Origin of the sequence: Microbulbifer marinus (assembly GCF_900107725.1) — a bacterium.
Taxonomy (GTDB): Bacteria; Pseudomonadota; Gammaproteobacteria; order Pseudomonadales; family Cellvibrionaceae; genus Microbulbifer; species Microbulbifer marinus.
Genome location: NZ_FNQO01000002.1, coordinates 619581 through 644916, shown reverse-complemented (window position 1 = coordinate 644916; position 25336 = coordinate 619581). Strand labels below are relative to the sequence as shown.

The 25336-nt window shown below is 59.4% G+C and carries 26 protein-coding genes; 11 read left to right on the top strand and 15 right to left on the bottom strand.

The annotated features are described in order from the left end of the window. Positions 1 to 81: 81 nt before the first annotated feature. From BLW36_RS10780 to BLW36_RS10735, 11 genes are all read right to left on the bottom strand, one after another. The gene (locus BLW36_RS10780) at positions 82 to 612 is read right to left on the bottom strand and encodes a hypothetical protein (protein ID WP_091388120.1); all 531 of its coding nucleotides are present in this window, start codon (positions 610 to 612) and stop codon (positions 82 to 84) included. Further along, a complete protein-coding gene (locus BLW36_RS17150) occupies positions 609 to 1253 on the bottom strand; it encodes a hypothetical protein (protein WP_139304862.1) in 645 nt (214 codons plus the stop codon). The genes BLW36_RS10780 and BLW36_RS17150 overlap by 4 nt, the downstream gene beginning before the upstream one ends. 16 nt (positions 1254 to 1269) lie before the next feature. Beyond that, positions 1270 to 1965 carry a hypothetical protein gene (locus tag BLW36_RS10775; RefSeq protein ID WP_091388118.1) on the bottom strand — a complete coding sequence of 232 codons (696 nt, stop codon included), beginning with the start codon at positions 1963 to 1965 and terminating at the stop codon, positions 1270 to 1272. Between the two features lie 198 nt (positions 1966 to 2163). Then, positions 2164 to 2985: a shikimate dehydrogenase gene (gene aroE, locus BLW36_RS10770; RefSeq protein WP_091388116.1), complete on the bottom strand. Its 822-nt coding sequence runs from the start codon at positions 2983 to 2985 to the stop codon at positions 2164 to 2166. Then, a complete protein-coding gene (locus BLW36_RS10765; protein ID WP_091388114.1) occupies positions 2982 to 3428 on the bottom strand; it encodes a hypothetical protein in 447 nt (148 codons plus the stop codon). The genes aroE and BLW36_RS10765 overlap by 4 nt, the downstream gene beginning before the upstream one ends. Before the next feature lie 12 nt (positions 3429 to 3440). Next, positions 3441 to 4346, bottom strand: a complete 906-nt coding sequence (gene hemF, locus BLW36_RS10760; RefSeq protein WP_091388112.1) for an oxygen-dependent coproporphyrinogen oxidase — start codon at positions 4344 to 4346, stop codon at positions 3441 to 3443. A 78-nt stretch (positions 4347 to 4424) separates the two neighbouring features. Beyond that, complete coding sequence (gene tsaC / locus BLW36_RS10755; protein ID WP_091388110.1) at positions 4425 to 4991, bottom strand: L-threonylcarbamoyladenylate synthase type 1 TsaC; 567 nt, start codon at positions 4989 to 4991, stop codon at positions 4425 to 4427. A gap of 13 nt (positions 4992 to 5004) precedes the next feature. Beyond that, on the bottom strand, positions 5005 to 5520 hold the full coding sequence (gene purE / locus BLW36_RS10750) for a 5-(carboxyamino)imidazole ribonucleotide mutase (protein WP_091388108.1): 516 nt from the start codon (positions 5518 to 5520) through the stop codon (positions 5005 to 5007). An 87-nt stretch (positions 5521 to 5607) separates the two neighbouring features. After that, positions 5608 to 6084 (bottom strand): DUF6265 family protein, encoded by a 477-nt coding sequence (locus tag BLW36_RS10745; RefSeq protein ID WP_139304861.1) that lies wholly within the window; start codon positions 6082 to 6084, stop codon positions 5608 to 5610. A gap of 164 nt (positions 6085 to 6248) precedes the next feature. Then, entirely contained in the window at positions 6249 to 7382 is a 1134-nt protein-coding gene (dprA, locus tag BLW36_RS10740; protein ID WP_091388105.1) for a DNA-processing protein DprA, read from the bottom strand. An 81-nt stretch (positions 7383 to 7463) separates the two neighbouring features. Then, positions 7464 to 8534 (bottom strand): LysM peptidoglycan-binding domain-containing protein, encoded by a 1071-nt coding sequence (locus BLW36_RS10735; RefSeq protein ID WP_091388103.1) that lies wholly within the window; start codon positions 8532 to 8534, stop codon positions 7464 to 7466. Positions 8535 to 8730: 196 nt separating this feature from the next. Here BLW36_RS10735 and def point away from each other — a divergent pair, with 196 nt between their 5' ends. The 8 genes from def to BLW36_RS10695 all read left to right on the top strand — a co-directional run bounded on the left by def (position 8731) and on the right by BLW36_RS10695 (position 16954). Next, positions 8731 to 9237 carry a peptide deformylase gene (def, locus tag BLW36_RS10730; protein ID WP_091388101.1) on the top strand — a complete coding sequence of 169 codons (507 nt, stop codon included), beginning with the start codon at positions 8731 to 8733 and terminating at the stop codon, positions 9235 to 9237. Between the two features lie 64 nt (positions 9238 to 9301). Further along, a complete protein-coding gene (gene fmt, locus BLW36_RS10725) occupies positions 9302 to 10264 on the top strand; it encodes a methionyl-tRNA formyltransferase (protein ID WP_091388098.1) in 963 nt (320 codons plus the stop codon). Beyond that, positions 10265 to 11584, top strand: coding sequence for a 16S rRNA (cytosine(967)-C(5))-methyltransferase RsmB (gene rsmB, locus BLW36_RS10720; protein ID WP_244506215.1), 1320 nt, complete (start codon positions 10265 to 10267; stop codon positions 11582 to 11584). A gap of 30 nt (positions 11585 to 11614) precedes the next feature. Next, entirely contained in the window at positions 11615 to 13000 is a 1386-nt protein-coding gene (gene trkA / locus BLW36_RS10715; RefSeq protein ID WP_091388096.1) for a Trk system potassium transporter TrkA, read from the top strand. An 85-nt stretch (positions 13001 to 13085) separates the two neighbouring features. Next, a complete protein-coding gene (locus BLW36_RS10710; protein ID WP_091388089.1) occupies positions 13086 to 14537 on the top strand; it encodes a TrkH family potassium uptake protein in 1452 nt (483 codons plus the stop codon). Between the two features lie 129 nt (positions 14538 to 14666). Beyond that, positions 14667 to 14960, top strand: coding sequence for an ArsR/SmtB family transcription factor (locus BLW36_RS10705; RefSeq protein ID WP_091388087.1), 294 nt, complete (start codon positions 14667 to 14669; stop codon positions 14958 to 14960). Between the two features lie 68 nt (positions 14961 to 15028). Continuing rightward, complete coding sequence (arsH, locus tag BLW36_RS10700) at positions 15029 to 15772, top strand: arsenical resistance protein ArsH (protein WP_091388085.1); 744 nt, start codon at positions 15029 to 15031, stop codon at positions 15770 to 15772. Positions 15773 to 15784: 12 nt separating this feature from the next. Further along, entirely contained in the window at positions 15785 to 16954 is a 1170-nt protein-coding gene (locus BLW36_RS10695; RefSeq protein ID WP_091388082.1) for an MFS transporter, read from the top strand. 109 nt (positions 16955 to 17063) lie between these two features. On the opposite strand, the gene BLW36_RS10690 is transcribed toward BLW36_RS10695, so the two are convergent. Further along, complete coding sequence (locus tag BLW36_RS10690; RefSeq protein WP_091388081.1) at positions 17064 to 17951, bottom strand: lysophospholipid acyltransferase family protein; 888 nt, start codon at positions 17949 to 17951, stop codon at positions 17064 to 17066. A gap of 162 nt (positions 17952 to 18113) precedes the next feature. Between BLW36_RS10690 and glyQ the strand changes: the two genes are divergently transcribed. From glyQ to gmhB, 3 genes are all read left to right on the top strand, one after another. Then, positions 18114 to 19070 (top strand): glycine--tRNA ligase subunit alpha, encoded by a 957-nt coding sequence (gene glyQ / locus BLW36_RS10685; RefSeq protein ID WP_091388079.1) that lies wholly within the window; start codon positions 18114 to 18116, stop codon positions 19068 to 19070. Beyond that, a complete protein-coding gene (gene glyS, locus BLW36_RS10680) occupies positions 19070 to 21151 on the top strand; it encodes a glycine--tRNA ligase subunit beta (RefSeq protein WP_091388077.1) in 2082 nt (693 codons plus the stop codon). Before glyQ ends, glyS begins: the two co-directional genes overlap by 1 nt. Before the next feature lie 69 nt (positions 21152 to 21220). After that, entirely contained in the window at positions 21221 to 21775 is a 555-nt protein-coding gene (gene gmhB, locus BLW36_RS10675) for a D-glycero-beta-D-manno-heptose 1,7-bisphosphate 7-phosphatase (protein WP_091388075.1), read from the top strand. Here the strand turns inward: gmhB and BLW36_RS10670 are convergent. The 3 genes from BLW36_RS10670 to BLW36_RS10660 all read right to left on the bottom strand — a co-directional run bounded on the left by BLW36_RS10670 (position 21747) and on the right by BLW36_RS10660 (position 25163). Beyond that, complete coding sequence (locus BLW36_RS10670; protein ID WP_170833187.1) at positions 21747 to 22235, bottom strand: helix-turn-helix domain-containing protein; 489 nt, start codon at positions 22233 to 22235, stop codon at positions 21747 to 21749. The genes gmhB and BLW36_RS10670 overlap by 29 nt on opposite strands. 177 nt (positions 22236 to 22412) lie before the next feature. After that, a complete protein-coding gene (locus BLW36_RS10665; protein ID WP_170833186.1) occupies positions 22413 to 23675 on the bottom strand; it encodes a serine hydrolase domain-containing protein in 1263 nt (420 codons plus the stop codon). 489 nt (positions 23676 to 24164) lie between these two features. Next, on the bottom strand, positions 24165 to 25163 hold the full coding sequence (locus BLW36_RS10660) for a GlxA family transcriptional regulator (RefSeq protein ID WP_091388069.1): 999 nt from the start codon (positions 25161 to 25163) through the stop codon (positions 24165 to 24167). Between the last annotated feature and the right edge of the window lie 173 nt (positions 25164 to 25336).

Here is a 25336-nt window from a genome sequence, read left to right as displayed (position 1 = left end):
AACCGGTTAAGAAGAAATACTTGAAGAAAAACTAACACTTACTCAGAAAATTGAGACTGGTGTTTTTTTCGTTTTATATTATCAATTAGTTCTTTCTATATGTTTTGAAACTGCTTCTTGCCACTTCGGACTCAAGTCCCCTAGCTCAAAGGTCCCACCTTTTTTATACCGCTCTGCCACTAATTTTATCAGTTCTGGTCGAAGCACCCTTTTCGATGCGCCAAAACTGTTAAGCCTGCTTACTATATGTTCACCAACTAACGCTAACTTTCGGTGATTGAGATTACTTAGATCCCTGTGTCTTGAATTCATTGCAGAATACTTGGAGTTTCCAGGTGTTTCGACTATTGCAATTCCTTTCTCTTGCAACCAGTCCTGTTCTAACCACAATAGATCAATTGCGTCGGGACGATCCATTGTCGTTGCAACAGCGACCACCAACTCCTTACATTCATCCGATTCAAAGTTTGCAGTCGTTGATTTCCAAACGGACAAAGTATTTTTATTCGTTCTTGTACAACCAGTAATCGCATCAGCCGAAAAATCATCCGGCTGTTTATCCAGATTTGATTCCCACTTTGACTTAGAAATTTTTCGAAGCAAAAAGCTCATTTCAGACTTCTCAAATACTCTAAAACACTTTCACGATATTCAGTCAGCCACTCAATTTCAAATTTCCGAATATTTCCAAAGTAATCAATATGTTTTTTTTGCTCCCAAGCCTCCATAGCCCTAATGGCCGCTTCATTAACGAAGGGATCTTTATGAGAACACGCGGCTATAATTAATGCGTCAGCTTCATCGCTCAGCCATTCATAATTAATAGCTGATGAAATATTTACAAAAGTTTTGAAGCTTTCTATATTCGTTCCAAACAATTTTAACCAGGTTTTTTTGTAGGCTTTTCTAAAACGAGTCACATTTTCTGAATACAAGTTTTCAAGATATGTTTCTGTTTTACCAACCTCGCCTTCCACATATTCATCTGACTGAACTAACCTAACAAGATATTCCGAACATTTTTCAGCCTGCACTTCGGATTCATTAACATCATTGCTACTTTTTGAAGTAGCGGAATTTACTTGATAAAGATTACTTGCACCACCTGCGGAAGAATTTGAGCTACTTATAATTATATGTGCCAATTCCTTTGCCAGTTGGTTTTGATACTTATCAAGGGGCGTTTTGCCGGAAAACTCATATTCTCGAATAGAAGTTTGGCTATAATCAAAAACGTCTCTAGATGAAATCATCGGAGCTTAGCCTATTTCATTTATCAAAATATCGCTTGAGCAGTGCATTTGCCTCTTCATTTTGCAAGTGCAAATCTTTAAACACATCTTTCGCATTATCTAGATTAAATCGTAACTTCTTATTTTCATGTATTGTATTAGTATCTATCTCGCTCAGAATGGCATTAAATTCTTTACCTCCGTTTATAAAAGGGGAGGCAACATTACACCTGCGAATTGTACTAATATTATTTATTTCTTCGCCGCAATTTTGCAGTGTTTGACGTTCGGCAATTCTATTATCCCACTCAAAGGGGCGTACCGTTCTGTAAGTGAAAAGTTGGCGGTATAACTCGTCAAACTCTTGTTCTGATCCACTGAATATTTTTGTACTAATTAGTGAAAGACGATTGCCTTCTTTCGTAGGAAATAACTTATATAGTTCTTGTAAAATTGCACAAGCCTTGTTGAAAAACTCGGTCGCTTCACCGCCCTCACCCAAAATCACTATACGGCCAATAGGGAATTCAATTCGGATTTTTTCATCGACGCTCACCATTACGACAAACTGTCTTTTTTCGGCGTTCGAAGCATTTAGTTCATGACCAAAAGTAGGAACCAAGCCAAAGCCACCTAGAACAGATAGCATTGATGAAATTTGCTGAGGTGTCGCCTGGACATCAACATTGCTCGTAAAAAAATGGAGTTGATGCGTTTCGTGTAACTTATCCATGCCAAAATCTTCTATAAATTTTAATCGGTAGCCAAAAAAGGTCATCTACTTTACATGATTCGATCCGTATTATCCGTATCGACTATATATGAGGACAACACAATTGTTTTTAAACTTCAATCCGCCAATTACATTGTTTTTCGGAGAGCATTTTTCACGTTCAACTGTAAAAAATTACCCCAATAATAAATCATAGGATCAATCAAAGGATCTTTTTCGTAGCATTTCTAATACCGGTCCTACATTCGGCCGCACACCCCGCCACAAAAAAAATGACTCGGCCGCCTGCCCCACCAGCATACCCAGGCCATCGGCCACCTGGGCATTCAAACTCCGCGCCCAGCGCATAAACGGCGTCGGCTCGGCGCCGTAGACCATGTCATAGGCGTTGCACTGCGGCCCGACAATTTCAGTCGGCAGCGGCGGCATCTCATCGCTCAGGCTGGCGGAGCTGGCATTGATAATCAGGTCGAAGCTGCCGGGAAAGTCTTCCAGCCCGCCGGCCGTCAGCTGCCCGTGAGCGGAAAACTCCGCAGCCAGCTTCTCCGCCTTGTGCGCGGTGCGATTGGCGATATGAACCTGCTGCGGATTTTCTGCCAGCAGCGGCAGCAGCGCGCCGCGCGCGGCGCCGCCGGCACCGAGCAGCAGGATTTTCTTGTCGCGCAGCGGCCAGCCGAGGTTGTCGCGGATATCCGCCACCAGCCCGGCACCGTCGGTATTGTCGCCGAGGATACTGCCGTCTTGCTGCCTGGCCAGCGTATTGACCGCGCCCGCAGCGCGGGCGCGGTCGGTCAGCGCGTCGGCAAATTCGCAGGCATCCAGCTTGAACGGCACGGTGACGTTCAGGCCGCGGCCGCCGCTGGCAAAAAACTGCCGCGCGAACTCTGCGAAGCCGTCTTTTTCGGCCAGCAGTTTTTCGTAGTGAATATCCTCGCCGGTCTGCGTGGCGAAGGCCGCGTGAATGCGCGGCGACAGCGAGTGCGCTATCGGGTTGCCTACAACCGCGTAACGATCCGTCACTTGACCGCCCTCTTGCGCGCGCGCACGGCACCGCGAATTTTTGCGCTCTCATCGACCAGGATCAGTCCGTCGATTTTCAGGCCGTCTTCGGTATCGGTCACCAGGTAACGGGTCGTGGAACTGTATAGCTCCGCTCTCTTGTCCCCTTCCGGGCACAGCAGGATCCAGTTCAGCGTCGCCAGGCTGCTGTTGTCATTGAGTTCGATCACGTCGGTGACTGTGCCGACTATCTGGCTGACCTGCAGGCGGCGATAGGCGTGCAGCAGTTTATCCACCTGCTGCACAAATTCTTGCCGCGTCACCGACAGTTTGCTGCCGTCCTCGCGGTAATAGTGCAGCGGGAAACGGTAAAAATCCGCGACCTGTTCCGCATCGCCGATTTCAAAGTGACGGCGATATTCCATGAACAGTTTGTTGATGTCTTCCAGGCGTGCCTTATGCACAAAAGCCTCCTACTAAATCCAGTCTCTGTGCGGCAGGAAGTCTGTGTACAGTTTTTCTTCCGCGGAACCCGCTTCCGGATGCCAGTCGTACTGCCAGCGCACCAGTGACGGCAGCGACATCAGGATCGATTCGGTGCGCCCGCCGCTCTGCAGCCCGAACAGCGTGCCGCGATCGTAGACCAGGTTGAACTCCACATAGCGGCCGCGGCGGTACAACTGGAAATTGCGTTCGCGCTCGCCGTACTCCATACCTTTGCGTTTCTGCACGATCGGCAGATAGGCGTCGAGGTAGCTGTCACCGATGGCGCGCATCAGTGCGAACGCATTGTCGAATCCACCCTCGTTATAATCGTCGAAAAACAGTCCGCCGACGCCGCGGGCCTCGTCGCGATGCTTCAGGTAGAAGTAATCGTCACACCATTTCTTGAAGCGCGGATACACTTCGTCCCCGAATGGCGCGCAGGCATTTTTTGCGGTGCGGTGCCAGTGCACCACATCTTCGTGACAACCGTAATACGGCGTCAGATCGTAGCCGCCACCAAACCACCAGACGGGTTCCGCACCCGGCTTCTCGGCGACGAACAGCCGCACGTTGGCGTGGCTGGTCGGCACATAGGGATTACGCGGATGGATGACCAGCGACACGCCCATCGCCTCGAAGGAGCGCCCCGCCAGTTCCGGGCGGTTGGCGGTGGCCGAAGGCGGCAGCCCTTCACCGTATACGTGGGAGAAATTGACACCGCCCTTCTCGATCAGTGCCCCCTCCTCCAGCACCCGCGTGCGGCCGCCGCCGCCGCCGGGCCTGTCCCAGGCATCCTCGCGGAACTCGGCGCCATCCTCGGCGCTGAGGGCATTGCAGATACGGTCCTGCAGATCCAGCAGGTAGTTCTTTACCGCCTTGGTATCGACTTCACTCATGTGGAAATACAACTTTTGATTGATGGGAAATCAGCCGCCGGCGCGCAAGAGCCCTCAGCCATCTGGGCGCAAGAGCCTTCAGCCACCTGGACGCAAAAGCTTGCCGCTGATCAGGTCGCGGATCTCGCTAGGCGCGCTGCGACCGCCGGTGGAGCCGCCGCCGACAAAGTCCAGCGCATCGCCAAAATAGCGCAGCACCTGGTATTTGTGCCGCGCTGGCTGACAGCCCGACGGGTTGGCGGAGGTGGACACGATAGCACCGCCAAAGGCGCGCGTTAATGCCGCGGTGAACGGATGATCGGTGCAGCGCAGGGCGACCGAGTGGTGCGCGCCGCTGATCCACGGGGGAACGAGTTCGAAATGGGGTACCAGCCAGGTAACCGGACCGGGCCAGGTGCTGTGCAGCTGCTGCATCTGGCTACCGGAGAGATTCTGCAGCAGCTCGTTGAAATGGGCCTCGTCGCCGGACACCAGGATCAGGCCTTTTTCCAGTGGGCGGCTCTTCAGGCGCAGCAAACGCTGCACCGCCTGCAGGTTGTTCGGATCGCAGGCCAGCCCCCACACGGATTCGGTGGGGTGCGCGATGACGCCACCCGCGGCCAGAGCCCGGGCGGCCTCCTTCACGGCGAACGGCGAGTACGCCATCGCAGCGCGACGCTTACTTGGCTTTGCGCTGTTGCAGGTCTTTCTGCAGCTGCGCGTCCTTGGCAATGATCGCCTCGGCATTGGCGCGGCGCTCGTCGACCAGCTTCTGGTGCATCTCGGCGTCGGCGGAGCCGATGATCTGCGCGGCCAGGTAAGCGGCGTTCTTGGCACCGGCCTTGCCGATGGCAACGGTGGCCACCGGGATACCGCCCGGCATCTGTACGGTGGACAGCAGCGCGTCCAGGCCGTCCAGGGAAGCATTGATCGGCACACCGATCACCGGCTTCAGGGTGGTGGCGGAGACGGCGCCAGCCAGGTGTGCAGCCATACCGGCGGCACAGATAAAGGCGGCACAGCCGCGCTTGTCGGCGTCGGTTACGTAGTTGTGGGTATTCTCCGGGGTGCGGTGCGCGGAGGTGACTTTCACTTCAAACGGAATGTCGAACTTCTCCAGCACGCCGAACGCGGCTTCCATAACCGGCAGGTCGGAGTCGGAACCCATCAGGATGGCTACAAAGGGCTTGCTCATGTCAGCTCTCTTTTACACGGTCGATTTGGGAAGCGCGGCAATCTAGCGGATTGCGCTGCTGTGTACAAGTTATAGGCGCTAACCGGGCTAATGGCCGGCGCGATGAAAATTCAGCGTGTAACTCTTTGCGCCACTACCGCGCACCAGGACCTGTAGTCTGTCGGCGCTCATCAGGCGGTATTCCAGTCGCCGGGGAAAGTCATGGGACGGATTTTCAAACACCGCCGTACCGACGTCGCAACTGGTTAATTTAAACGCCACCGGCAGCATGTTATGGCTGACTTTGGCCAGGTAAAAAATCTCGCCGGACATCTCGGCGAGGCGCAACATTTCGGTATCCACCGCCGAGCCAGCCGCCGCCCGGCTGAGGCCAACCCCCTCAAATGTCTGCGCGCTCACCTGCCGCCATTGCTCCGTCATCTGTTTGCCGGCATCCGCATGGTGCCAGTTGCCGAGCAGCCAGCGCAGATCGCCTAGCGATGTACAGTTCTGTGCCTGTGCAAATAGCGGGGAGGCGCAGGCCAATGCCAGCATCGCCGACGCCAAGCGGTTCCGTATCAACACCCGGGGTCTCCTCTACTGTGGTTTCCGGCCCGCAACACCTGCGCCACTCCCCTTCAGCCGGGATCTAATTGGGTCACTGGGCCGGGTCCGAAACAGTATTGACGCACTCTGCAGATGGCGCGAGCAGCTTGGCGGCCAACCTCTCGAGCCGACTCGACGGACTGTCAGTGGGCGTGTTGCAGATAGGCCGCGCCCTGTGGGGTCAACTGATAGCCGCCGGGGAGCTGCTCCACGAGTCCGGCCAGCTCCAGCTGCAGTAACAGCGCCAGCAGCTCGCCGGCGCTTTCACCGGTATCCCGCGCCAGCTGCTCGATCGTGCGCGGATCCCCACCGAGGGCATCGATCAGGTGTAGTTGACGCCGCTCCAGTTGCGGGCGATGGGAAGGTGTATCGGCCTGAGGCTCCGCCAGCAGGCCACCGAGCTGCCCGACGATATCCGCGCTGGTCTCCACCAGGGCCGCACCGTCCCTGATCATGCGGTGACAACCGCGCGCCAGCGGGTTGTGAATGGAACCCGGAATCGCGAATACCTCGCGGTTCTGCTCCAGCGCCAGGCGGGCCGTAATCAGCGAACCGGAGCGCAGCGCCGCCTCGACCAGCAGCACGCCGAGGGACAGGCCGCTGATAATGCGGTTACGGCGCGGAAAGTTAGCCGCCTCCGCGGCACTGTTCATCGGCAGCTCGCTAATCAGCGCGCCGCCGCCGGCGACAATCTCCTCTGCCAGCGCCGCGTTGCGACGCGGATAGAGCCTGTCCACACCGCTGCCGAGCACCGCGACAGTAACGCCAGCGGCCTTCAGCGCGCCGCGGTGGGCGGCAGCATCGACGCCGAGTGCCAGCCCGGAGGTAATCGCGAAACCGGCGCCGGCCAGATCCGCGGCAAACGCGTGGGCATTATCGAGGCCGCCGCTACTGGCACGGCGGGCACCGACCACGGCGATCTGCGGCAGTTGCAGTGCTGCGCGCGCGCCGCGGACATAGAGCAGCGGCGGCGGGCGCGAAGTCTCGGCCAACAGGCGCGGGTAATCCTCTTCGCCGCAGTGGATGAGCTCCACGCCGGCATCGGCGCAGCGATCGCGCTCCGCCAATGCCCAGGCGATCAGCGCGCTCTGTTCGCCACAGCGGGAAAATTCACGCCACTGGGTCTGGGCACGCGGCGGCAATTTCAGCAGCAGGGATTCGGGAAGGGATAGCAGCGCCGCAACGGGACTGCCGAAGTGGTCGAGCAATTGCCAGTAGCGGCCGGGGCCCATGCCTTCGAGTCGCAGCAGGGCCAGGGTAGCGGTCAGCGCATCCATGCGATTCACCGTTAGCTTCTGTTTTGTCGGCAGGCAGGCGGGCCAAACAGAAAGACCCGCCGCGAAATTAGCAGATGGCGCTTATGGATTGCGCGCCAGATCCATCACCTCGAGCGGGCGATCCGCTTCCAACACCAGGGCGAGACTCATCTTCTCGAAGGTGCGGAATACCATCATGACACCGGCGCGTTCGTCCGGCAGCTTGACGCTATCGCGCTCAATGCGATCGCGCACTATGGCACCGCGCTTGTAGATGGCTAGTACATGGCCCGGCTGCAGGCCCTCGCGCTCGCCGCGGTTGACTATCACCACATCGTATTTGCCGATCTGGGTTACGCCCTCTTCTACACCGAGGATAACGCCATCCACCGGCATCGGCGGCGCGCCCGGCTGGAACAGCGCGGCGATGGAGCGCTCTTCCACCGGCAGCAGGCGGTCCTCCAGGCGGATTTCACGGGAGGTGCGCGCGACGCCCAGTGTGGCCACCGAGAAGTCTTCGCGCCTGTCCGGATCCAGCTGCAGCAGGTCGACGGTGGCGATATCCAGCGCCTGCTGGCCCAGGGTTTCGCCGGTAACCGGATCGACGTAAACCGGGCCGGGACGGTAGATGCCGTAGGAGGCCAGCGGCACGCGGAAATCACCGCGGGCGTAAATCTTTTCACCGGCGCCCATCAGGATGCGCTGGTCGGCACCAGAAACCACATACGGGGTGCCCCTAAACGCGTCCGGCGCGACAATGCGGGTGCGGGACAGGAAGGCATTGATCGCGTCCAGCGGAATCGCCGGAATCGCCTCGCCCACGGCCTCACGGCGCACCTGCGGGGACAGGCTGGTGCCATCTGCCGCCGGGGTCAGCCTGTAGGCGCGCGGACCGCGCTCCAGTTGCAGCTGCGGCTGGCCATCCACATACACCAGGCGCAGGCGGTCACCGGGGTAAATGAGGTGGGGGTTTTCGATCTGCGGGTTCACCTGCCAGATTTCCGGCCAGAACCAGGGCTGGGTGAGGAATCTACCGGAGATATCCCAGAGGGTGTCGCCCTTCTGCACTACGTAGACATCAGGGTGATTGGGATTTAAGCGCACTTGATCCTGCGCCTGAATTCCAAAAGTCACCACCAGCATTGCGGCAGCGGCCAGGATTATTTTTTTCATGGAAGCATTCCTATGCTCTTTATCGCTATAATTCACAGCGCCGGGCCGCTGCGCCACCGGGAGTACGTCCGGGAGAGTGGCTGGAGCCTGACGCCTAGCGTCAGCGGAATTAATGACTCCATTCGGCAAATATCTAGCGCGATCATTATGTTATCAGCGCAAGTTCCACGATTACTAGAAGTTTGTCACAGGTGTTATGGCCAAACTTGAGATTCTTGAATTCCCCGATCCGCGCCTGCGCGAGGTCGCAAAGCCCGTCTCCGAGGTGACCGACGAGCTGCGCCAGCTGGTCGACGACATGTTCGAAACCATGTACGCAGCCCCCGGTGTAGGCCTCGCCGCGACGCAGGTCAATGTGCACCAGCGCATCGTCGTGATCGACGTTTCCGAAGACCAGAGCGAACCGCTGGTGTTTATCAACCCGGAAATCGAGGTGCTTGACGAGGAAATTCACCAGTACGACGAGGGTTGCCTGTCCGTGCCCGGTTTCTACGAAACGGTGGAACGGCCGCGCAAGGTGCGCATCAAGGCGCTGGATCGCAACGGCGAAACCTTTGCGCTGGAAGCCGAGGGGCTGCTGGCGGTCTGCATCCAGCACGAAGTGGACCACCTGGACGGCAAACTGTTCGTGGACTACATCTCCCCCCTCAAGCGCAACCGCATCCGCTCCAAACTGGAAAAGGCCCAGCGCAAGCGCGCCTGATGGGTCAGCGACAATTCAGAATACCCGCCGCCGCATATGCCGGCGGCTCTTCCACATCGAATCTATGACTCAGCCACTGAACATCATCTTCGCCGGCACGCCGGATTTTGCCGCCGTGCACCTGCAGGCGCTGCTCGACAGCGAGCACAATGTTATCGCCGTCTACACCCAGCCGGACCGCCCCGCCGGGCGCGGCAAGAAACTGCTCGCCAGTCCGGTCAAGCAGCTGGCACTACAGCACGATATTCCCGTATACCAGCCCCCGAGCCTGCGCGATGAACAGGCCCAGGCGGAGCTGGCGGCACAGCATGCGGACATCATGGTCGTGGTCGCCTATGGCCTGATATTGCCGCAGGTGGTGCTGGACACGCCGCGCCTCGGCTGTGTCAACGTGCACGCCTCCCTGCTGCCGCGCTGGCGCGGTGCCGCACCGATCCAGCGCGCCATCGAGGCCGGCGACGCCGAGAGCGGCGTGGCCATCATGCAGATGGAAGCGGGACTGGATACCGGGCCGGTACTGGTGGAGAGCCGCTGCCCTATCACGCCCGCCGATACCGGCGGCAGCCTGCACGACAAACTGGCCGAACTGGGCGGGCCGGCGCTGCTCGAGGCACTGCAGCAACTGGCCGACGGTACCGCCGCGCCGCGGAGCCAAGATGACAGCCACGCCAACTACGCCGGCAAGATCAGCAAGGAAGAAGCGCGGATCGACTGGCAGCGCCCGGCCGACGAGCTGCACAGAAAGATTCGTGCGTTCAATCCGTTTCCGGTCTGCTGGACCACCTATGCCGACAGCAAAGGCGAGCAGCGCCTGCGCATTTACAGCGCGCAGCTGGAGCGCGGCTGCCACAGCGACGCGCCGGGGACGATCATCGGCGCCGACGACGAGGGCATCCTGGTGGCCTGCGGCCGCGAGGCGCTGCGCCTGCAGCTATTGCAGCTGCCGGGCAAGAAGGCGCTGCCGGCGGCGGAAATAATGAAGGGTTACCGGGAGCTGTTCGCCCCCGGTAACCGGCTGGGGCTGTAAGTGAATATCGATGCGCGCGGTGACGTGCGCGCCCTGGCGGCACAGGTGTTGGCATCGCTACTCGAGGGCCGTGGCTCGCTGGCGCGGCTGTTGCCGCGCGCCGAAGAGCGGGTCGAGGAACGCGACCGCGGGCTACTACGCGAACTCTGCTACGGCGGCGCGCGCACCGCGCCACGACTCCAGTTGCTGGCGGCTAAGCTGCTGCGCAAGCCGCCGGCAGACCGGGAAGTAGAGGCACTGATCCTGCTCGGCCTGTATCAGCTCGAATACACCCGCATTCCCGATCACGCCGCGATTTCCGCCACCGTCAACGCCGCGCGTACACTCAAACTCGACCGCGCCACCGGCCTGATCAACGGCGTGCTGCGCAACGCCCAGCGCAGCCGCGAACAATTGCAGCGCAAGTTGTCCGGCAATCCGCAGTTCAGCTCCATGCACCCGGCCTGGTTGCAGCAGCGCATCAAGGCCGCCTGGCCCGACGCGGCCGCCGACATCTTCCGCGCCAACAATGCCAATCCGCCGATGACCCTGCGCGTCAACCGGGCCAGGGTTTCCCGCGACGACTATCTGCAGCAACTGCGTGCCGCGGAAATTGATGCCAGTCAGTGCGCCATTTCGCCGGTAGGCATTACTCTCGGCGAGGCGCGTCCCGTCACCGAGCTGCCCGGCTTCGCCGCGGGACTGGTCAGCGTGCAGGATGAGTCGGCACAGCTGTCGGCACTACTGCTGGAACCCGCAGAGCAACAGAAGGTACTGGACGCCTGTGCGGCGCCCGGCGGCAAGAGCTGCCACCTGCTGGAACAGCAGCCGTCGATCCGCCTCAGCGCACTGGATATCGACGAGGAGCGCCTCGACCGGGTCGCGGAAAACCTGGCGCGGATCGGTGGCGACGCCGAGCTGATCTGCGCCGACGCCACCGCCACCGATGCCTGGTGGGACGGCCAGCCCTTCGACCGCATCCTGCTGGACGCGCCCTGCTCCGCCACCGGCGTGATCCGCCGCAACCCGGATATCAAACTGCTGCGCCGCGAAGACGACATCGCCGAGCTGGCGCAGCTGCAGGGCCGCATCCTGCGCGCCATGTGGCGAATACTGAAGCCCGGCGGCACGCTTTTATACGCCACCTGCTCGATCCTGCCGGCGGAAAACAGCGAGGTAGTGGCCGCCTTCGTTGCGGAGACCGAGGATGCGAGCGACAATACCCCGCAATTACTGCACGGCGAACCCTGGGGCGAACCGCAGACGGCGGGTGTGCAACTGTTTCCCCGGCCCGATGGTGGCGACGGTTTCTACTACGCTCTGCTGAGCAAAGCCGAATAAAAGCGGTTAGAGCCGCGAGCCTTATCTGATATGAAAATTGTCATTCTCGGCGCCGGCCAGGTGGGCGGGTCACTGGCGGAGGCACTGGCCTCCGAGCGCAACGATATTGTGCTGATCGACAGCGACGAGAAAACCCTGCGCGAACTGGGCGACCGCATCGATATCGGCATCGTGGTCGGCCACGCCGCCCACCCGGATAGCCTGCTGGATGCCGGTATCGAGGATGCCGATATCCTGGTGGCGGTCACCAATAACGACGAAACCAATATGGCGGCCTGCCAGATCGCCCATTCGCTGTTTCGCGTACCGACCAAGATTGCGCGCGTACGCGCCGCCTCCTACCTGCAATACCCGCAACTGTTCGACCCCCAGGCAATCCCGATCGACGTACTGATCAGCCCCGAACAGCTGGTGTCGGAATATATCGCGCGACTGATGGAACACCCCGGCGCACTGCAGGTGCTGGATTTCGCCGACGGGCGCGTACAGCTGGTGGCGGTGCGCGCGGTTCAGGGCGGGCCGCTGGTGGGGCACCAGCTGCGCTACCTGCGCGAGCATATGCCCAAGGTAGATACACGCGTGGCCGCCATCTACCGCCGCAACAGTCCGATCATCCCCCAGGGCGACACGGTGATCGAAGCCGGCGACGAGGTCTTCTTCATCGCCGCCCGCGCCGATATTCGCGCGGTGATGAGCGAGCTGCGCCGACTGGAGCACGGTTACAAGCGCGTCGTGATTGCCGGCGGCGGCAATATCGGCCTGCGCCTGGCGCACAAGCTGGAAAACCGCTACGCGGTCAAGATCATCGAACAGAGTCACGAGCGCTGCGTGTTCCTGTCGGAGGAACTCTCCCACAGTATCATCCTGCACGGCAGCGCTTCGGATCAGGATCTGCTGCTGGAAGAAAATATCGAGGACACCGACGTGTTCCTCGCACTGACCAACGACGACGAGGCCAATATCATGTCGTCGCTGCTGGCCAAGCGCCTTGGGGCGCGCAAGGTGATGACGCTGATCAACAACCGCGCCTATGTGGACCTGGTGCAGGGCGGCGAGATCGATATCGCCATCTCGCCGCAGCAGAACACCATCGGCAGCCTGCTGACCCATGTGCGCCGCGGTGACATGGTCAACGTGCACTCGCTGCGCCGCGGCGCCGCCGAGGCCATCGAGGTGATCGCCCACGGTGACAGTCGCACCTCGAGGGTGGTCGGCCGCAAGATTGAGGATATCGACCTGCCGGAGGGCGCCGCCATCGGCGCCATCGTGCGCGAAACCGATGGCGGCAGCGAAGTGCTGATTGCCCACGATGATGTGGTGGTAAAGACCGACGACCATGTAATCGTATTTCTGGTGGACCGACGGCAGACGCGCCACGTGGAGCAGCTGTTCCAGGTGGGCTTCAGTTTCTTCTGATTATTCGAACACGGGAGCTGGAAGTGTCCCGCGATATCGCGCGGCGCATCCACTTATTCATTAGATAACAGGCTGATAAGCGCCGATGCGAATTGCAGTAATTGCGCGAGTTTTCGGAATACTCCTGACGGTGTTCAGCCTGACACTGCTGCCGCCGATCGGCGTATCCCTGTGGTACGACGACGGCACCCACACCGCCTTCAGCGCCGCCTTCGTGATCACGCTGGTAACCGGCCTGTTTATGTGGCTGCCGGTGCACGACTTGCGGCAGGAGTTGCGCACGCGCGACGGCTTTGTGGTGACCTCATTGTTCTGGCTGGTACTGGGCAGTTTCGGTTCCCTGCCACTGATCATCAGCCCGCAGCCGGACCTGGGTATTACCGATTCCATTTTCGAGTCCATTTCCGGGCTCACCACCACCGGCGCCACGGTGATTACCGGCCTCGACAGCCTGCCGCCGGCAATCCTCTACTACCGCCAGCAGTTGCAGTGGTTCGGCGGTATCGGCGTGATCGTGATCGCACTGGCAATTCTGCCGATGCTCGGCATCGGCGGCATGCAGCTGTACAAGGCGGAGATTCCCGGTCCGGTGAAGGACACCAAGCTGACACCGCGCATTGCCGAGACGGCCCGCGCGCTCATCGTGATCTACATCAGCCTGACAGTGCTGTGCGGCCTCGGCTACTGGTGGGCGGGCATGACGATTTTCGATGCGGTGGGGCACGCCTTCTCCACCGTCGCCAACGGTGGCTTTTCCACTCACGACGCCAGCATGGGCTTTTACGCCAACAACCATGCGATCATGGCGATCTGCATCGTGTTCATGTTCACGGCGGCGATCAATTTCGGCCTGCACTTCTTCGCCTTTCGCAACCGCAGGCTGAGCCACTACTGGAAGGATTCCGAATTCCGCTTCTGGTGCATACTGACGATCTGTGCCGCACTGCTGATCAGCCTGTACCTGTGGTTCCTGGGCATTTTCACGCCCAGTGGCAGCTTCCTGCACGGCTTTTTCCAGGTGGTCTCGATCGGCACGACCGCCGGCTTTTCGTCGGAAAATTTCTCCGCCTGGCCGGCTTTCCTACCGTATGTACTGCTGTTGCTGGGGATCCTCGGCGCCTGCGCCGGCTCCACCTGCGGCGGCATCAAGGCGGTGCGCGGTATGCTGATCATGAAGTCGGGACTGCGCGAATTGAATCGCCTGGTGCACGCCAACGCGGTAGTGCCGATCAAGGTCAACGGCAAGATAGTGCCGGAGCGGGTAACCGATGCGGTGTGGGGGTTCTTCGCGGTCTACATCCTGTCATTTTTTGTATTCACCGTGATCGTGATGGCCACCGGTGAAAACTTCGTCACCTCTTTTTCCACCGTCGCCTCCTGCCTCAGCAATATCGGCCCGGCACTCGGCGACGCCGCCGCCCATTACGGATCCGTCAATGAAGTGGCCAAGTGGTTCCTGATCCTGGCAATGCTGATGGGCCGCCTGGAGATCTTTACGCTGCTGGTGCTGCTGACCCCCGCCTTCTGGCGCCACTGAACGCAGGGCTTCGTCGTGTGCCCCTTCGAGCAGCAGAAGTTGCCTTTAACTTTCGGGTTGTACGATCATATATTTCGATAATTCTAGAAATTTCTTGAAAACGGCAAAGGCTTCACCTAAAGTAGCTGCATGACTCTGGAGCAAGCTGCAAAACAACTGGCCGAATTGGGACATCCGACCCGGCTTGGCCTTTATCGAGAACTGGTCAAAGCAGGCAAGTCCGGTTTGCCAGTATCCGATCTACAGTCCCGCCTGGCGGTCCCGGGCTCAACCCTGTCGCACCATATCAACCGACTGGTGCAGGTGGGTCTGGTAAAGCAGGTCCGGGAAGGAAGAGTGCTGCGTTGCTTCGCTCAGTATGAGCAGCTCAACGGCCTGATCGGCTTTCTGAGGGAAGAATGCTGCTCAAAAGAGTGCTGCTGAACCGCCGGCCATATTTTTTTGGCCTGTTATTTCGATAATTTTAGAAATATCGTTACAAGGAGTTCGCTATGTCTGCCAACGCCATCCACTCCGTCGATACCGTACGACAAGCCATTGAAAAGGCCGGACGCGACGCTTCCAGCCACGCGCCCCGCATTTTGATGCTGTACGGCTCGCTGAGACCTGAATCCTACAGTCGCAAACTGACGATGGAGGCGGCTTCTTTGTTACGCAGCTTTGGCGCCGACGTGAAGGTCTATGATCCCCATGGCCTGCCGGTGTTTGATGGCGCTTCCAGACAACACCCAAAAGTGCAGGAACTTGTCGAACTGGCGCAGTGGTCCGAGGGCATGGTCTGGTGCTCCCCCGAGGTCCACGGCAATATCACCGCGGTATTTAAAAACCAGATCGATTGGATTCCCCTGGCTGTTGGCTCGATTCGCCCGACGCAGGGTCGAACACTGGCAGTGATGCAGGTCAGTGGCGGCTCGCAGTCGTTTAACGCCGTCAACAACCTCAGAATCCTGGGGCGCTGGATGCGCATGTTTACCATCCCCAACCAGTCATCGGTTGCCAAAGCCTGGCAGGAATTCAATGCAGATGGCTCTATGAAGCCTTCGTCCTATCGCGACCGTGTCGTCGACGTAATGGAAGAGCTGTTCCGGATGACACTGCTGTTACGCGATCACAAAGACTGGCTAACCTATCGCTACTCGGAAAACAAAGAGGATTATGAGGTTGCGACCGATATACCGCTGATTGCCGCCGTGGCCAACAATGCTGCCGCCAGCTCACCAACTCCCTGCTGCTGAGATTCTGAATAGATGGTTCAGTCCCGCAGCAGCCGCGCTACCAAATTGGTCGCCAGCAGCCTGACCCTCACCCTGGTTTCTGACGCGGTACTGTACTTACTGTTACCGGTCTATTTTGGCGAGTTTTCGCTGAGCCTGGTGTGGGTCGGTATCTTGCTGTCGGCCAACCGCTTCGTCCGGATCCTGCTGAACCCCTGGCTGGGAGGCCAGCATGCCCGTCTCGGCAACCGCAAGGCCACCATAGTGGCGGTACTGTTTGCCAGCCTGGCCAGCGGAATGTTCTTGCTTTTTTCCGGTCCGTGGCTTCTGTTGGCAGCGCGCCTGTTATGGGGTGTTGCCTATGCGTTTATGCGCCTTTCTTGTCTGTATTACGCAACGGAACACCCTGACCACCGGCTGAAAAATATGGGCTGGTACAGCGTAATCCAGGAAATCGGTCCGCTGTTGGTATTGTTGGCCGCTCCCTGGTTCGTGGAATCATTATCAGTCCACTCCGTCATTCTGCTGTCTTTCTGTTTGTGCCTTGGGGCGTTTGTGCCGGCATTCATGCTGCCAAGAGACAGCGCAAGCGCGATAGTCCGGCAAACTTCACTGCTGCCGGAGATTTCCCCTGCCCAGGGTCTTACGTTCCTTTCCTGTCTGCTGCTGGATGGCTTGTGGATGCTCGTGCTGTCGCCTTTATTGGTGCTCGGTGGGCGCAGTGAAGCCGAAGCCATCGCCGTGGCGGCCGCTCTGGTGGTCGGAAAAAGGCTGTTCAATCTTCTGTTAGGCCTGTTAGCAATTCGGCTTGGTCACTTGGCTCACACCAACGTCCTGCTCACGGCTGCAACAGCGCTGATGTTTGTTGCAACGGCGCTGTTGGCGTCCGATTGGCTGCTGACCGCCAGTATTCTCGGCATTGTCGGCCATGGGGTATTTATGATGCTGATGCCGAAGTGGCTCACCGACCAGTCGCCGGACCGACACAGACAACAGCAGGTATTAAACGCGTTTACCTTCTGGCGGGATGCGGCGGCCGCAGCCGGCGCGCTGCTCGGGGGTGGATTGCTCGTTGCCGGAAAGACGAACATCGCCTTTGCCTTCGGCGCAATTCTGCTGTCGTTGCTGTGGCTATACTGGCAACTGTCGAGGATTGAGGGCAAAACTGTAAAGCCAGTGTGTGAAAGCACACAGATTCGATAATCCTGCGCGGTTTACTGGCGAGCGGATTGCAGCACTAAATATTTTGCGCGGTAATGCGCTGCTGGCACCGGCGGCGTATCCGGCGGCGTATAGAGTTGCCGCCGGGTAATCAACACGGTTTCTTGTAGATACGACTCTTCCCTTCCGGCTGCTTGCGGAAGCGCTTGTATTCCCACTGATACTGTTCCGGCGCCTCGGCGATGCAGGCCTCGACGCCGCGGTTCATCGCCGCCAGCGAGACCTTCTGTTCGTCGCTGTAGATCGCCTGCTCGGCGGGCAGGAACACCAGCTCGAAGCCGTCGTCGACGCGCTTGCCGAAGCCAAACACGCAACGGCATTTAGTACGCTGCAGCAGATTGTGGGCCAGAGTCATGGTCAGCGCCGGCTTGCCGAAGAAGGGGGCAAAGTCGCCACCCATATCTGGTTCCTGGTCCGGCAATACCATAACGATATTGCCGGACTTCAGCGCCTTCAGCAGCGAGCGCACGCCGTGCATGTTGGTCGGCACCATTGTTGTGCCGGTGGCCTCACGGCCGCCGCGGATAATCGGATCCAGCGAGGCGATTTTCGGCGGCGCGTAGAGGGCGGTGGATGGTCCCAGCGTCGCCAGATACATGCCGAAGATTTCCCAGTTTCCGGTATGCGGCATCAGCACCAGTACGCCGCGCCCGTCGTCGACGCCGTCACACAACAGCTGCTGGTTGCGCACCCGTACTATCTGATCCTCGCTGTGGCTCCACGGCTGGTGCCAGATGGTCGCCACCTCGAAGCCGGTCATCGCGGTGTGGATGACACTGTCGCGGGCGAGCCTTTCCCGTTCACGCGGGTCCATCGCCGGGTAGCAGAGTGCGAGATTGATGCGGCTGATGCGCAGGCTTTCCCCCCGCGTCAGCACCGCTATCTGGCCCAATAGCCAGCCGAGGCGGCGCGACCAGTGCAGCGGCAGTTTTCCGATGAGCTTGAGTGCGCCGGCGGCCAGGCGCCCCTTGATATCCAATGCAACCACTTCCTATGCAAATTTCGACTTCGGGCAGGCCTGCCCAGGCCCAAGTATGGCCATTCAATTGGGATTGTGCGGCCGCGGCGCCTTTAGTGCGCAACCCGCTACCGCTATAATTGCGTCCCTTTGCCCGAAGCACATACTGATCCGGAGATAGCGGTGTCCAAGCAATACGACCTCAGCACCTTTCAGGGCCTGATTTTTGCCCTGCAGGATTACTGGGCGCGCCAAGGGTGCGTCATTCTACAGCCTCTGGATATGGAAGTGGGCGCCGGTACCTTTCACCCGGCCACCTTCCTGCGCGCAGTGGGTCCCGAGACCTGGAACGCCGCCTATGTGCAGCCCTGCCGCCGCCCCACCGACGGCCGCTACGGCGAGAACCCCAACCGCCTGCAGCACTACTACCAATACCAGGTGGTCATGAAGCCGTCGCCAGATAATATCCAGGAACTGTACCTGGACAGCCTGCGCGCCATGGGCGTGGATCCGGCCGTGCACGATATACGCTTCGTTGAGGACAACTGGGAATCCCCCACCCTCGGCGCCTGGGGACTCGGCTGGGAGGTATGGCTGAACGGTATGGAGGTCACCCAGTTCACCTACTTCCAGCAGGTGGGCGGACTCGAATGCTATCCGGTCACCGGCGAGATCACCTACGGCCTCGAGCGTATCGCCATGTATCTGCAGGGTGTGGAATCCATTTATGACCTGGTGTGGACCCGCAATCCGGACGGTTCCCCGGTCACCTACGGCGACGTCTTCCACCAGAACGAGGTGGAGATGTCGCGCTACAACTTTGAGCAGGCGGACGTGGAGTTCCTGTTCGCCACCTTCGATCACTGCGAGCGCGAGAGCAGCCGCCTGATCGAGCTGGGTCTGCCGCTGCCGGCCTACGAGCAGGTCATGAAGGCGTCTCACGCATTCAACCTGCTGGACGCGCGCCACGCCATTTCGGTCACCGAACGCCAGCGCTACATCCTGCGTGTGCGCACCCTGGCCCGCGCAGTCGCCCAGGCCTACTACAATGCGCGCCGCGCCCTCGGCTTCCCGCTGGCGGCGGAGGAATTGCGCGCTGATATTCTGGCGGAAGAAGTCGAGCAAGAGGAGAAGCAGTAATGGCGCAGGATTTTCTGGTAGAGCTGGGCACCGAAGAACTGCCGCCGAAAGCGCTGCACAAGCTGATGGATGCCTTTGCCGACGGTATCGCCCAGGGGCTGAAAGGCGCCGAGCTCGAGTTCGGCGAGGTCAAGGCCTACGCCGCACCGCGCCGCCTGGCGGTGGCGGTGTCCGGCCTGGCCGACAAACAACAGGACAAGCAGATCGAGAAGCTCGGCCCGGCTGTACAGGCCGCCTTCGACAAAGAGGGCAAGCCGAGTAAGGCCGCGGAGGGCTTCGCGCGCAGCAACGGCGTCACCGTCGAGCAGCTGAGTCGTGTCGACACCGACAAAGGCGAGCGTCTCGCCTTCGTCAGCGAGCAAAAGGGTGCCGCCACCGAAACACTGCTGGCAGGCATCGTCGAGAAGGCGCTGGCACAGCTGCCGATTCCCAAGCGCATGCGCTGGGGTGCGCGCCGCGAGGAATTCGTGCGCCCGGTGCACTGGCTACTGATGCTGTTCGGCAACCAGGTGGTCGACGGCGAAGTGTTGGGCCTGAAGGCCGGCAATACCAGTCGCGGTCACCGCTTCCACTGCAACCGCGAGCTGGAAATCCACTCCGCCCACGACTATGTGCAGCAGCTGCGCGAACCCGGCTATGTGATCGCCGACTTCGCCGAGCGCCGCGAGTCCATCCGCGAACAGGTGATGGCCGAGGCGAACAACGTCAACGGCGAGGCGGTGATCGACGACGACCTGCTCGATGAGGTGACTGCACTGGTGGAGTGGCCGGTGGCGCTGACCGGCCGCTTCGAGGAACGTTTCCTGGCAGTGCCCGCCGAGGCGCTGATCTCGTCGATGAAGGAACACCAGAAGTACTTCCACGTGGTGGACCCCGACGGCCAGCTGCTGCCGTTCTTTATCACCGTATCCAATATCGAGAGCCAGGAGCCGGCCCAGGTGATTCACGGCAACGAGCGCGTCATTCGCCCGCGCCTCGCCGATGCGGCCTTCTTCTTCGACACCGACAAGAAAACCAGCCTGGAAGCGCGCCGGGAAAAACTCAAGCAGGTTGTATTCCAGCAGCACCTCGGCACGGTATACGACAAGACCGAGCGCCTGGCGGTACTGGCGGCAAAGATTGCCGACAAGATAGACGCAAAGCCCGACTGGGCCGCGCGCGCCGGTCGCCTGTGCAAGTCCGATCTGGTCACCGAGATGGTGTTCGAGTTCCCGGATCTGCAGGGTATCGCCGGCTACTACTATGCGGAAAACGACGGCGAGCCACTGGACGTGGCCAAGGCCATGTACGAGCAGTACATGCCCAAGTTTGCCGGTGACGAACTGCCGCGCAGCGAGACCGGCACCGCAATCGCACTGGCGGATCGCCTCGACACGCTGGTGGGCATCTTCGGTATCGGCCAGCCGCCCAGCGGTTCGCGCGACCCCTTCGCGCTGCGCCGCGCCAGCCTCGGTGTTATCCGCATTCTGGTGGAGAAAAAAATCGACCTGGACCTGCGCGAACTGCTGGAACTGTCCCGCGACAATTTCCCGCGCACCGCGCTGGGCGAATACAACAATGTCGTCGAGCAGACTCTGCAGTACATCCTCGAGCGCTTCCGTGCCCGCTACGAGGACCAGGGCATAGCCACCGAAGTGTTTATGTCTGTCGCCGCGCGCAAGCTGTCGCGCCCGCTGGATATCGACAACCGGGTGCACGCCGTACACGCATTCAGCCAGCTGCCGGAAGCCGAGGCCCTGGCCGCGGCCAACAAGCGGGTATCCAACATCCTCGCCAAGCTCGAGGGCGCCGTGCCGCACGCGGTGGACGAGAGCCTGCTGCAGGAAGACGCCGAAAAGGCGCTCTATGCTGCAGTGCAGGTGGCCCGCACCGAGGTGGAGCCGCTGTACCAGGAGGCGATGTTTGCCGAGGGCCTGGCGGGTCTCGCCGGTCTGCGCGATACGGTCGACAGCTTCTTCGATCACGTGATGGTCATGACCGACGACGAGAAGCTGCGGGACAACCGCCTGGCTCTGCTGGCGCAGCTGCGCGCGCTGTTCCTCGAGGTCGCGGATATCTCACTGCTGGTACCGGCAAAATAATTCAGGCGTTCAACGCGCCGCAGCCGGCCCTGTCGGCTGCGGCGATTGTCTGACTGCGGAATACTCTCCATGGCTATCATCGTGCTGGACCGGGACGGCGTCATCAATTACGACTCCGACGGCTACGTCAAATCCGCCGACGAGTGGATCCCGCTGCCCGGCAGCATCGAGGCGATGGCCGACCTGAGCCGCGCCGGCCACCAGCTGGTGATCGCCAGCAACCAGAGCGGCCTCGCCCGCGGCCTCTTCGACCTGGACGACCTCGAGGCGATGCATGCGAAAATGCGCGCGCTGGTCGAGGATGCCGGCGGTGAAATCGCCGCAATCTTTTATTGCCCGCACGGACCCGATGACGACTGCCGCTGCCGCAAACCGAAAGCCGGATTGCTCGATGCAATAGAAGCGGAATTCGATACCAGCCTGCACGGCAGCTACATGGTCGGCGACAAGCTGAAGGACCTGCAGGCGGCACTGGCAAAAGGCTGCAAGCCGGTGTTGGTGAAGACCGGCGCGGGCGAGCAGACGCTGCAACAACTGATCCGGGAACCGGATCCGCAACTGGCCGACACCGCCGTTTTTGACGATCTCGCCGCTTTTACGGATTTCCTGTTGCGGCATTCCTGAGGCCATTTCCCGTCAACTTGGGATCGCCCCGGTGTGTCAGTACTGCGATCTTAGTATTCTCGAATTCGACTATGTCGACCTGCTTCTGGCCTGGTTCCGATTTCATCTGCCGGCCGTTCACCGCGCTCAACAATTTTTGCTGCGAATTCCAGCTATCCCAGCGCGGCGCCTGTCTGAATGCCGATGGTGACCGGCCAACACTTTTTCTAAACGCGCGCGTAAAAGGCTCGGGACTTTCGTAGCCACAGTTCAGTGCGATTTCCGTCACCGGCCTTTCGGTGCGAAAGGCCAGCAAGTGCGCCGCTCGTTTGAATCGGCACCATCGGATATAGGTGTGGGGACTGATTCCAAACAGCTTAGTGAATTGCCGCTGGAAGTGATACTTCAAGAATGCCGCTATACCGCTGAGTTGGTCCAACGTGAGCTTTCGTTCCAAATTTGTATCGATATAGTCGAGCACCCTGTGCAATCTTTCCCGGTATTTATCCGAATCCACCCTATTCAAATTAAGTGTCTCCTAAACCTCCCTAAGCCTAGCGCGTGGAGAGCGGATATACCTGACCGGAATTGCTAAATCTGCCGGTGGACTGTGTGTGATCGATATACAGATCTCGACAATAAATCGGTCCCGGGCCTCTTAACCTGCGCCGCAATCAGTTGCGGCACGAGCACGAATAAAGGCGGCGGCAATATCCATGGACACACTGCCGAAGTCCCAGAAGACCTCGGTCTTGCGATTGATATTCACCGCAACGGCCATTTCGTAGTCCGGCAATACCATCAGCCAGCTCTGACCACCACGGGATACGCCACCGTGGTTTGCGTAGCGCAACAGACCGATCTGCGGAATTTCCTTTTCATGGAAGCGCCAGCCGAGCGCGTAGTGCTGTGGATTGATTTCTCCGCTAGCGAGTTTCTGCGGAGTCCAGAAGGTGGCCCGGGTTTCCGGAGCGAGATAGCTGTCGTCTAAATAGCGGCGACCAAGCCTCACCAGATCAGACGGCGTGGAAATGAAACCGCCGCCCGGCAACCGGTGACTCAGATCCACCGGGCGCCATTCGCGCACCCGGTGTGCGGCACCGTCCTTGCCATTGCTTTTGTAGGGTGTGGCAATTTCGTCCGCATAGTTCCCACTGAGCGGCGCCGGGATGGTGGCCGTCATGCCCGCCGGGTCAAATACTTCCTCCTGCATCAATTGCAGATATTCTTTGTTTGCCGCGCCGGCCATGGTCGCGCCGAGCAGCACGGTGTGGAAGCTGGTGTAATGGAACTGCGTGCCCGGCGTATACAGCAGCGGGCTATCGTCGAATACGTCCAGAGCATCGGACATATTGTCATAGTGGTCGCGCAAAGCCAGGGTGTGATAGAGCCCCAACCAATCCTGGTTTTCCTTGTAGTCCGGCAAGCCCGCCATATGCGAAGCCAGCTGACGCGGTGTGATTTGCGCCCAGGCCGGATTGGGCAGCGTCTGCAGGTAGTGATCGATCGTTGTATCCAGGTCCATGCGGCCGGACTGCACCATACGTGCCAGTCCGGTGCCGGTCAGCGCCTTGGCGGTACTGCCGATGCGGAAGCGGGTCGCCGTGGTTGCCGGTGTTTTCGATTCGATATCCGACCAGCCCGCAGCACCGGCCCAGGCCAGTTTGCCGCAAGCGGCGACCGCGGCAGAGATCGCCGGCGACGCAATCTTTTTTCGGTGGTTTACGATCGCAGCCAATGAAGCATTGCCGGCCTCAGCGTAGGCCGGATCGGCCAGATCCTGTACCGACGGAGCATCCTGCGGCAGTTCCAGCCATCCAAACGGCGGCAGTGGCAGCGAGCCCTTGTTATAGGCGAAGAACTGGTAGGCCGGCCACAACAGCCAGCCGAGCAAAATTGCCACGGTGGCGCTCGCGAGCAAAAATCGGTTTCCTTTTATCATCGTAAGTCCGTGTTGGTTTTTCTGAATCAATGCGCTTGTTCTGTTGGGTGTCCGTCGAGGGGGATATAGCCCCCCACGCCAGCGGCACCTTGTGCTAGTCAATCGTCGCCGACAGCAGGCGGCCGAAGATGCTGTCCGGCCACCAAATCGCCCGGGTATCCGGTTGGTCATTGCCCAGTGTGGCACTGCAACAAACTGTAAAAAGCAATTCCACCAATAGGTATCTCACAGAAAACCTCCCTGATTTCTTTGTCCTAACAGGCTCCCGACTTCTATAGAAATTCATTAGTTTCTGTTAAATCGCTTATGGTTTTCCGCGGCCCGGAATCGCGGCCGCCGTTATCGCGCAGATCGATGAGCACGTTCCTGATTTCGCGTGCCGGCAAGGCCCGTGCGCCAGCAGATAGAATCGAAAGGCGGTAATGACACAGTTAAAAATGTAGCCGCATACTTATCTCTAAGGTTCTGTTATCCATTAAAGTGCTTGCGATAGTCGCTCGGCAGCACGCCCATCTGCCGGCGGAATGCTCTTCGTAATTGTTCCTGCGATTGGAAACCACACTGCACGGCGACCTTTTCCATTGGCAAACTTTGCTCCGACAGCAGCTGTCGAGATTTCTCTACGCGCGCGCGCTCAACAAACTTTGCCGGTGTCATGCCGGTTTCCTGTAAAAAGCAGCGGGCGAAGTTGCGCGGACTCATGGCTGCCATTTCAGCGAGCCTGGTGACGGTGATCGGTGCCGCTAAATTTCGGTAAATCCATTCGATCAGTTGTCCAAACTGGTCGCTCTCCACCTGGCTCGACAGGTGTGCGCTGTATTGGGTCTGCCCGCCTTCCCGCTTCAGGTAGAGTACCAGGCGCCGCGCCACTTTTAACGCCAGCCGGCGCCCGCAATCCTCCTCCACGAGTGCCAATGCCAGGTCGATACCGGAGGTGATGCCGGCGGAGGTGTAAATACGGCCGTCGCGCACATAGATGGCATCCGGGTCCACGTCGATGTCGCCGAGAGCCTGCAGCGCCGGCACATCCATCCAGTGGGTGGTGGCGCGCTTGCCATGGAGCAGGCCGGCACCGGCAAGAATCAGTGCACCGTTGCAGATGGATCCCAATCGCCTGACGCGGGGCGCGCAATAGTGGAGCCAGGGAATCAGATCGCCGTTTTCCTGTTGTGCTTTGACACCCTCGTCAGTCCCGCCACACACCAGCAGTGTGTCCATATCACCGGCATCGCAGTAGGGCTTGTCGGCAAACAGTTTGATACCGGAGGACGTGGGCACCGGGCCGGCGGCTTCGGCCAGCAATTCGATTTCGTAGACGTTGTCGATACGGAGACCGTCATCTCGCAACTGGCGGTTAGCCAGCGCAAAGACCTCCAGAGGTCCGGTGACATCCAGGCACTGCGCACCCGGGTAGATCACCATGGAAATCTTCAGCGGACGTGACGATGGGGGATGTTGTTCTGCCATGCGCACAGTGTTTCACAGTGTGGCACTGGCAGAAATGACAATGTTGCAGCAAAAACTGCCAGATTGAGTGGGACGGGGTTAGAAACGGATACTCTTACAGCCGCCAAAGCGATTGCCAATTACAAGGCCATAGACCTAGCCGAATCACACGGACCCTCTAATCAACCAGGCCT

What these genes read in the sequence shown, in the direction of transcription:
- BLW36_RS10780 (WP_091388120.1), bottom strand. Translation starts at nt 612, where the DNA reads ATGAGCTTTTTGCTTCGAAAAATTTCTAAGTCAAAGTGGGAATCAAAT.
- BLW36_RS17150 (WP_139304862.1), bottom strand. Translation starts at nt 1,253, where the DNA reads ATGATTTCATCTAGAGACGTTTTTGATTATAGCCAAACTTCTATTCGA.
- BLW36_RS10775 (WP_091388118.1), bottom strand. Translation starts at nt 1,965, where the DNA reads ATGGATAAGTTACACGAAACGCATCAACTCCATTTTTTTACGAGCAAT.
- hemF (WP_091388112.1), bottom strand. Translation starts at nt 4,346, where the DNA reads ATGAGTGAAGTCGATACCAAGGCGGTAAAGAACTACCTGCTGGATCTG.
- tsaC (WP_091388110.1), bottom strand. Translation starts at nt 4,991, where the DNA reads ATGGCGTACTCGCCGTTCGCCGTGAAGGAGGCCGCCCGGGCTCTGGCC.
- purE (WP_091388108.1), bottom strand. Translation starts at nt 5,520, where the DNA reads ATGAGCAAGCCCTTTGTAGCCATCCTGATGGGTTCCGACTCCGACCTG.
- dprA (WP_091388105.1), bottom strand. Translation starts at nt 7,382, where the DNA reads ATGGATGCGCTGACCGCTACCCTGGCCCTGCTGCGACTCGAAGGCATG.
- BLW36_RS10735 (WP_091388103.1), bottom strand. Translation starts at nt 8,534, where the DNA reads ATGAAAAAAATAATCCTGGCCGCTGCCGCAATGCTGGTGGTGACTTTT.
- def (WP_091388101.1), top strand. Translation starts at nt 8,731, where the DNA reads ATGGCCAAACTTGAGATTCTTGAATTCCCCGATCCGCGCCTGCGCGAG.
- fmt (WP_091388098.1), top strand. Translation starts at nt 9,302, where the DNA reads ATGACTCAGCCACTGAACATCATCTTCGCCGGCACGCCGGATTTTGCC.
- trkA (WP_091388096.1), top strand. Translation starts at nt 11,615, where the DNA reads ATGAAAATTGTCATTCTCGGCGCCGGCCAGGTGGGCGGGTCACTGGCG.
- BLW36_RS10710 (WP_091388089.1), top strand. Translation starts at nt 13,086, where the DNA reads ATGCGAATTGCAGTAATTGCGCGAGTTTTCGGAATACTCCTGACGGTG.
- BLW36_RS10705 (WP_091388087.1), top strand. Translation starts at nt 14,667, where the DNA reads ATGACTCTGGAGCAAGCTGCAAAACAACTGGCCGAATTGGGACATCCG.
- arsH (WP_091388085.1), top strand. Translation starts at nt 15,029, where the DNA reads ATGTCTGCCAACGCCATCCACTCCGTCGATACCGTACGACAAGCCATT.
- BLW36_RS10695 (WP_091388082.1), top strand. Translation starts at nt 15,785, where the DNA reads ATGGTTCAGTCCCGCAGCAGCCGCGCTACCAAATTGGTCGCCAGCAGC.
- glyS (WP_091388077.1), top strand. Translation starts at nt 19,070, where the DNA reads ATGGCGCAGGATTTTCTGGTAGAGCTGGGCACCGAAGAACTGCCGCCG.
- gmhB (WP_091388075.1), top strand. Translation starts at nt 21,221, where the DNA reads ATGGCTATCATCGTGCTGGACCGGGACGGCGTCATCAATTACGACTCC.
- BLW36_RS10660 (WP_091388069.1), bottom strand. Translation starts at nt 25,163, where the DNA reads ATGGCAGAACAACATCCCCCATCGTCACGTCCGCTGAAGATTTCCATG.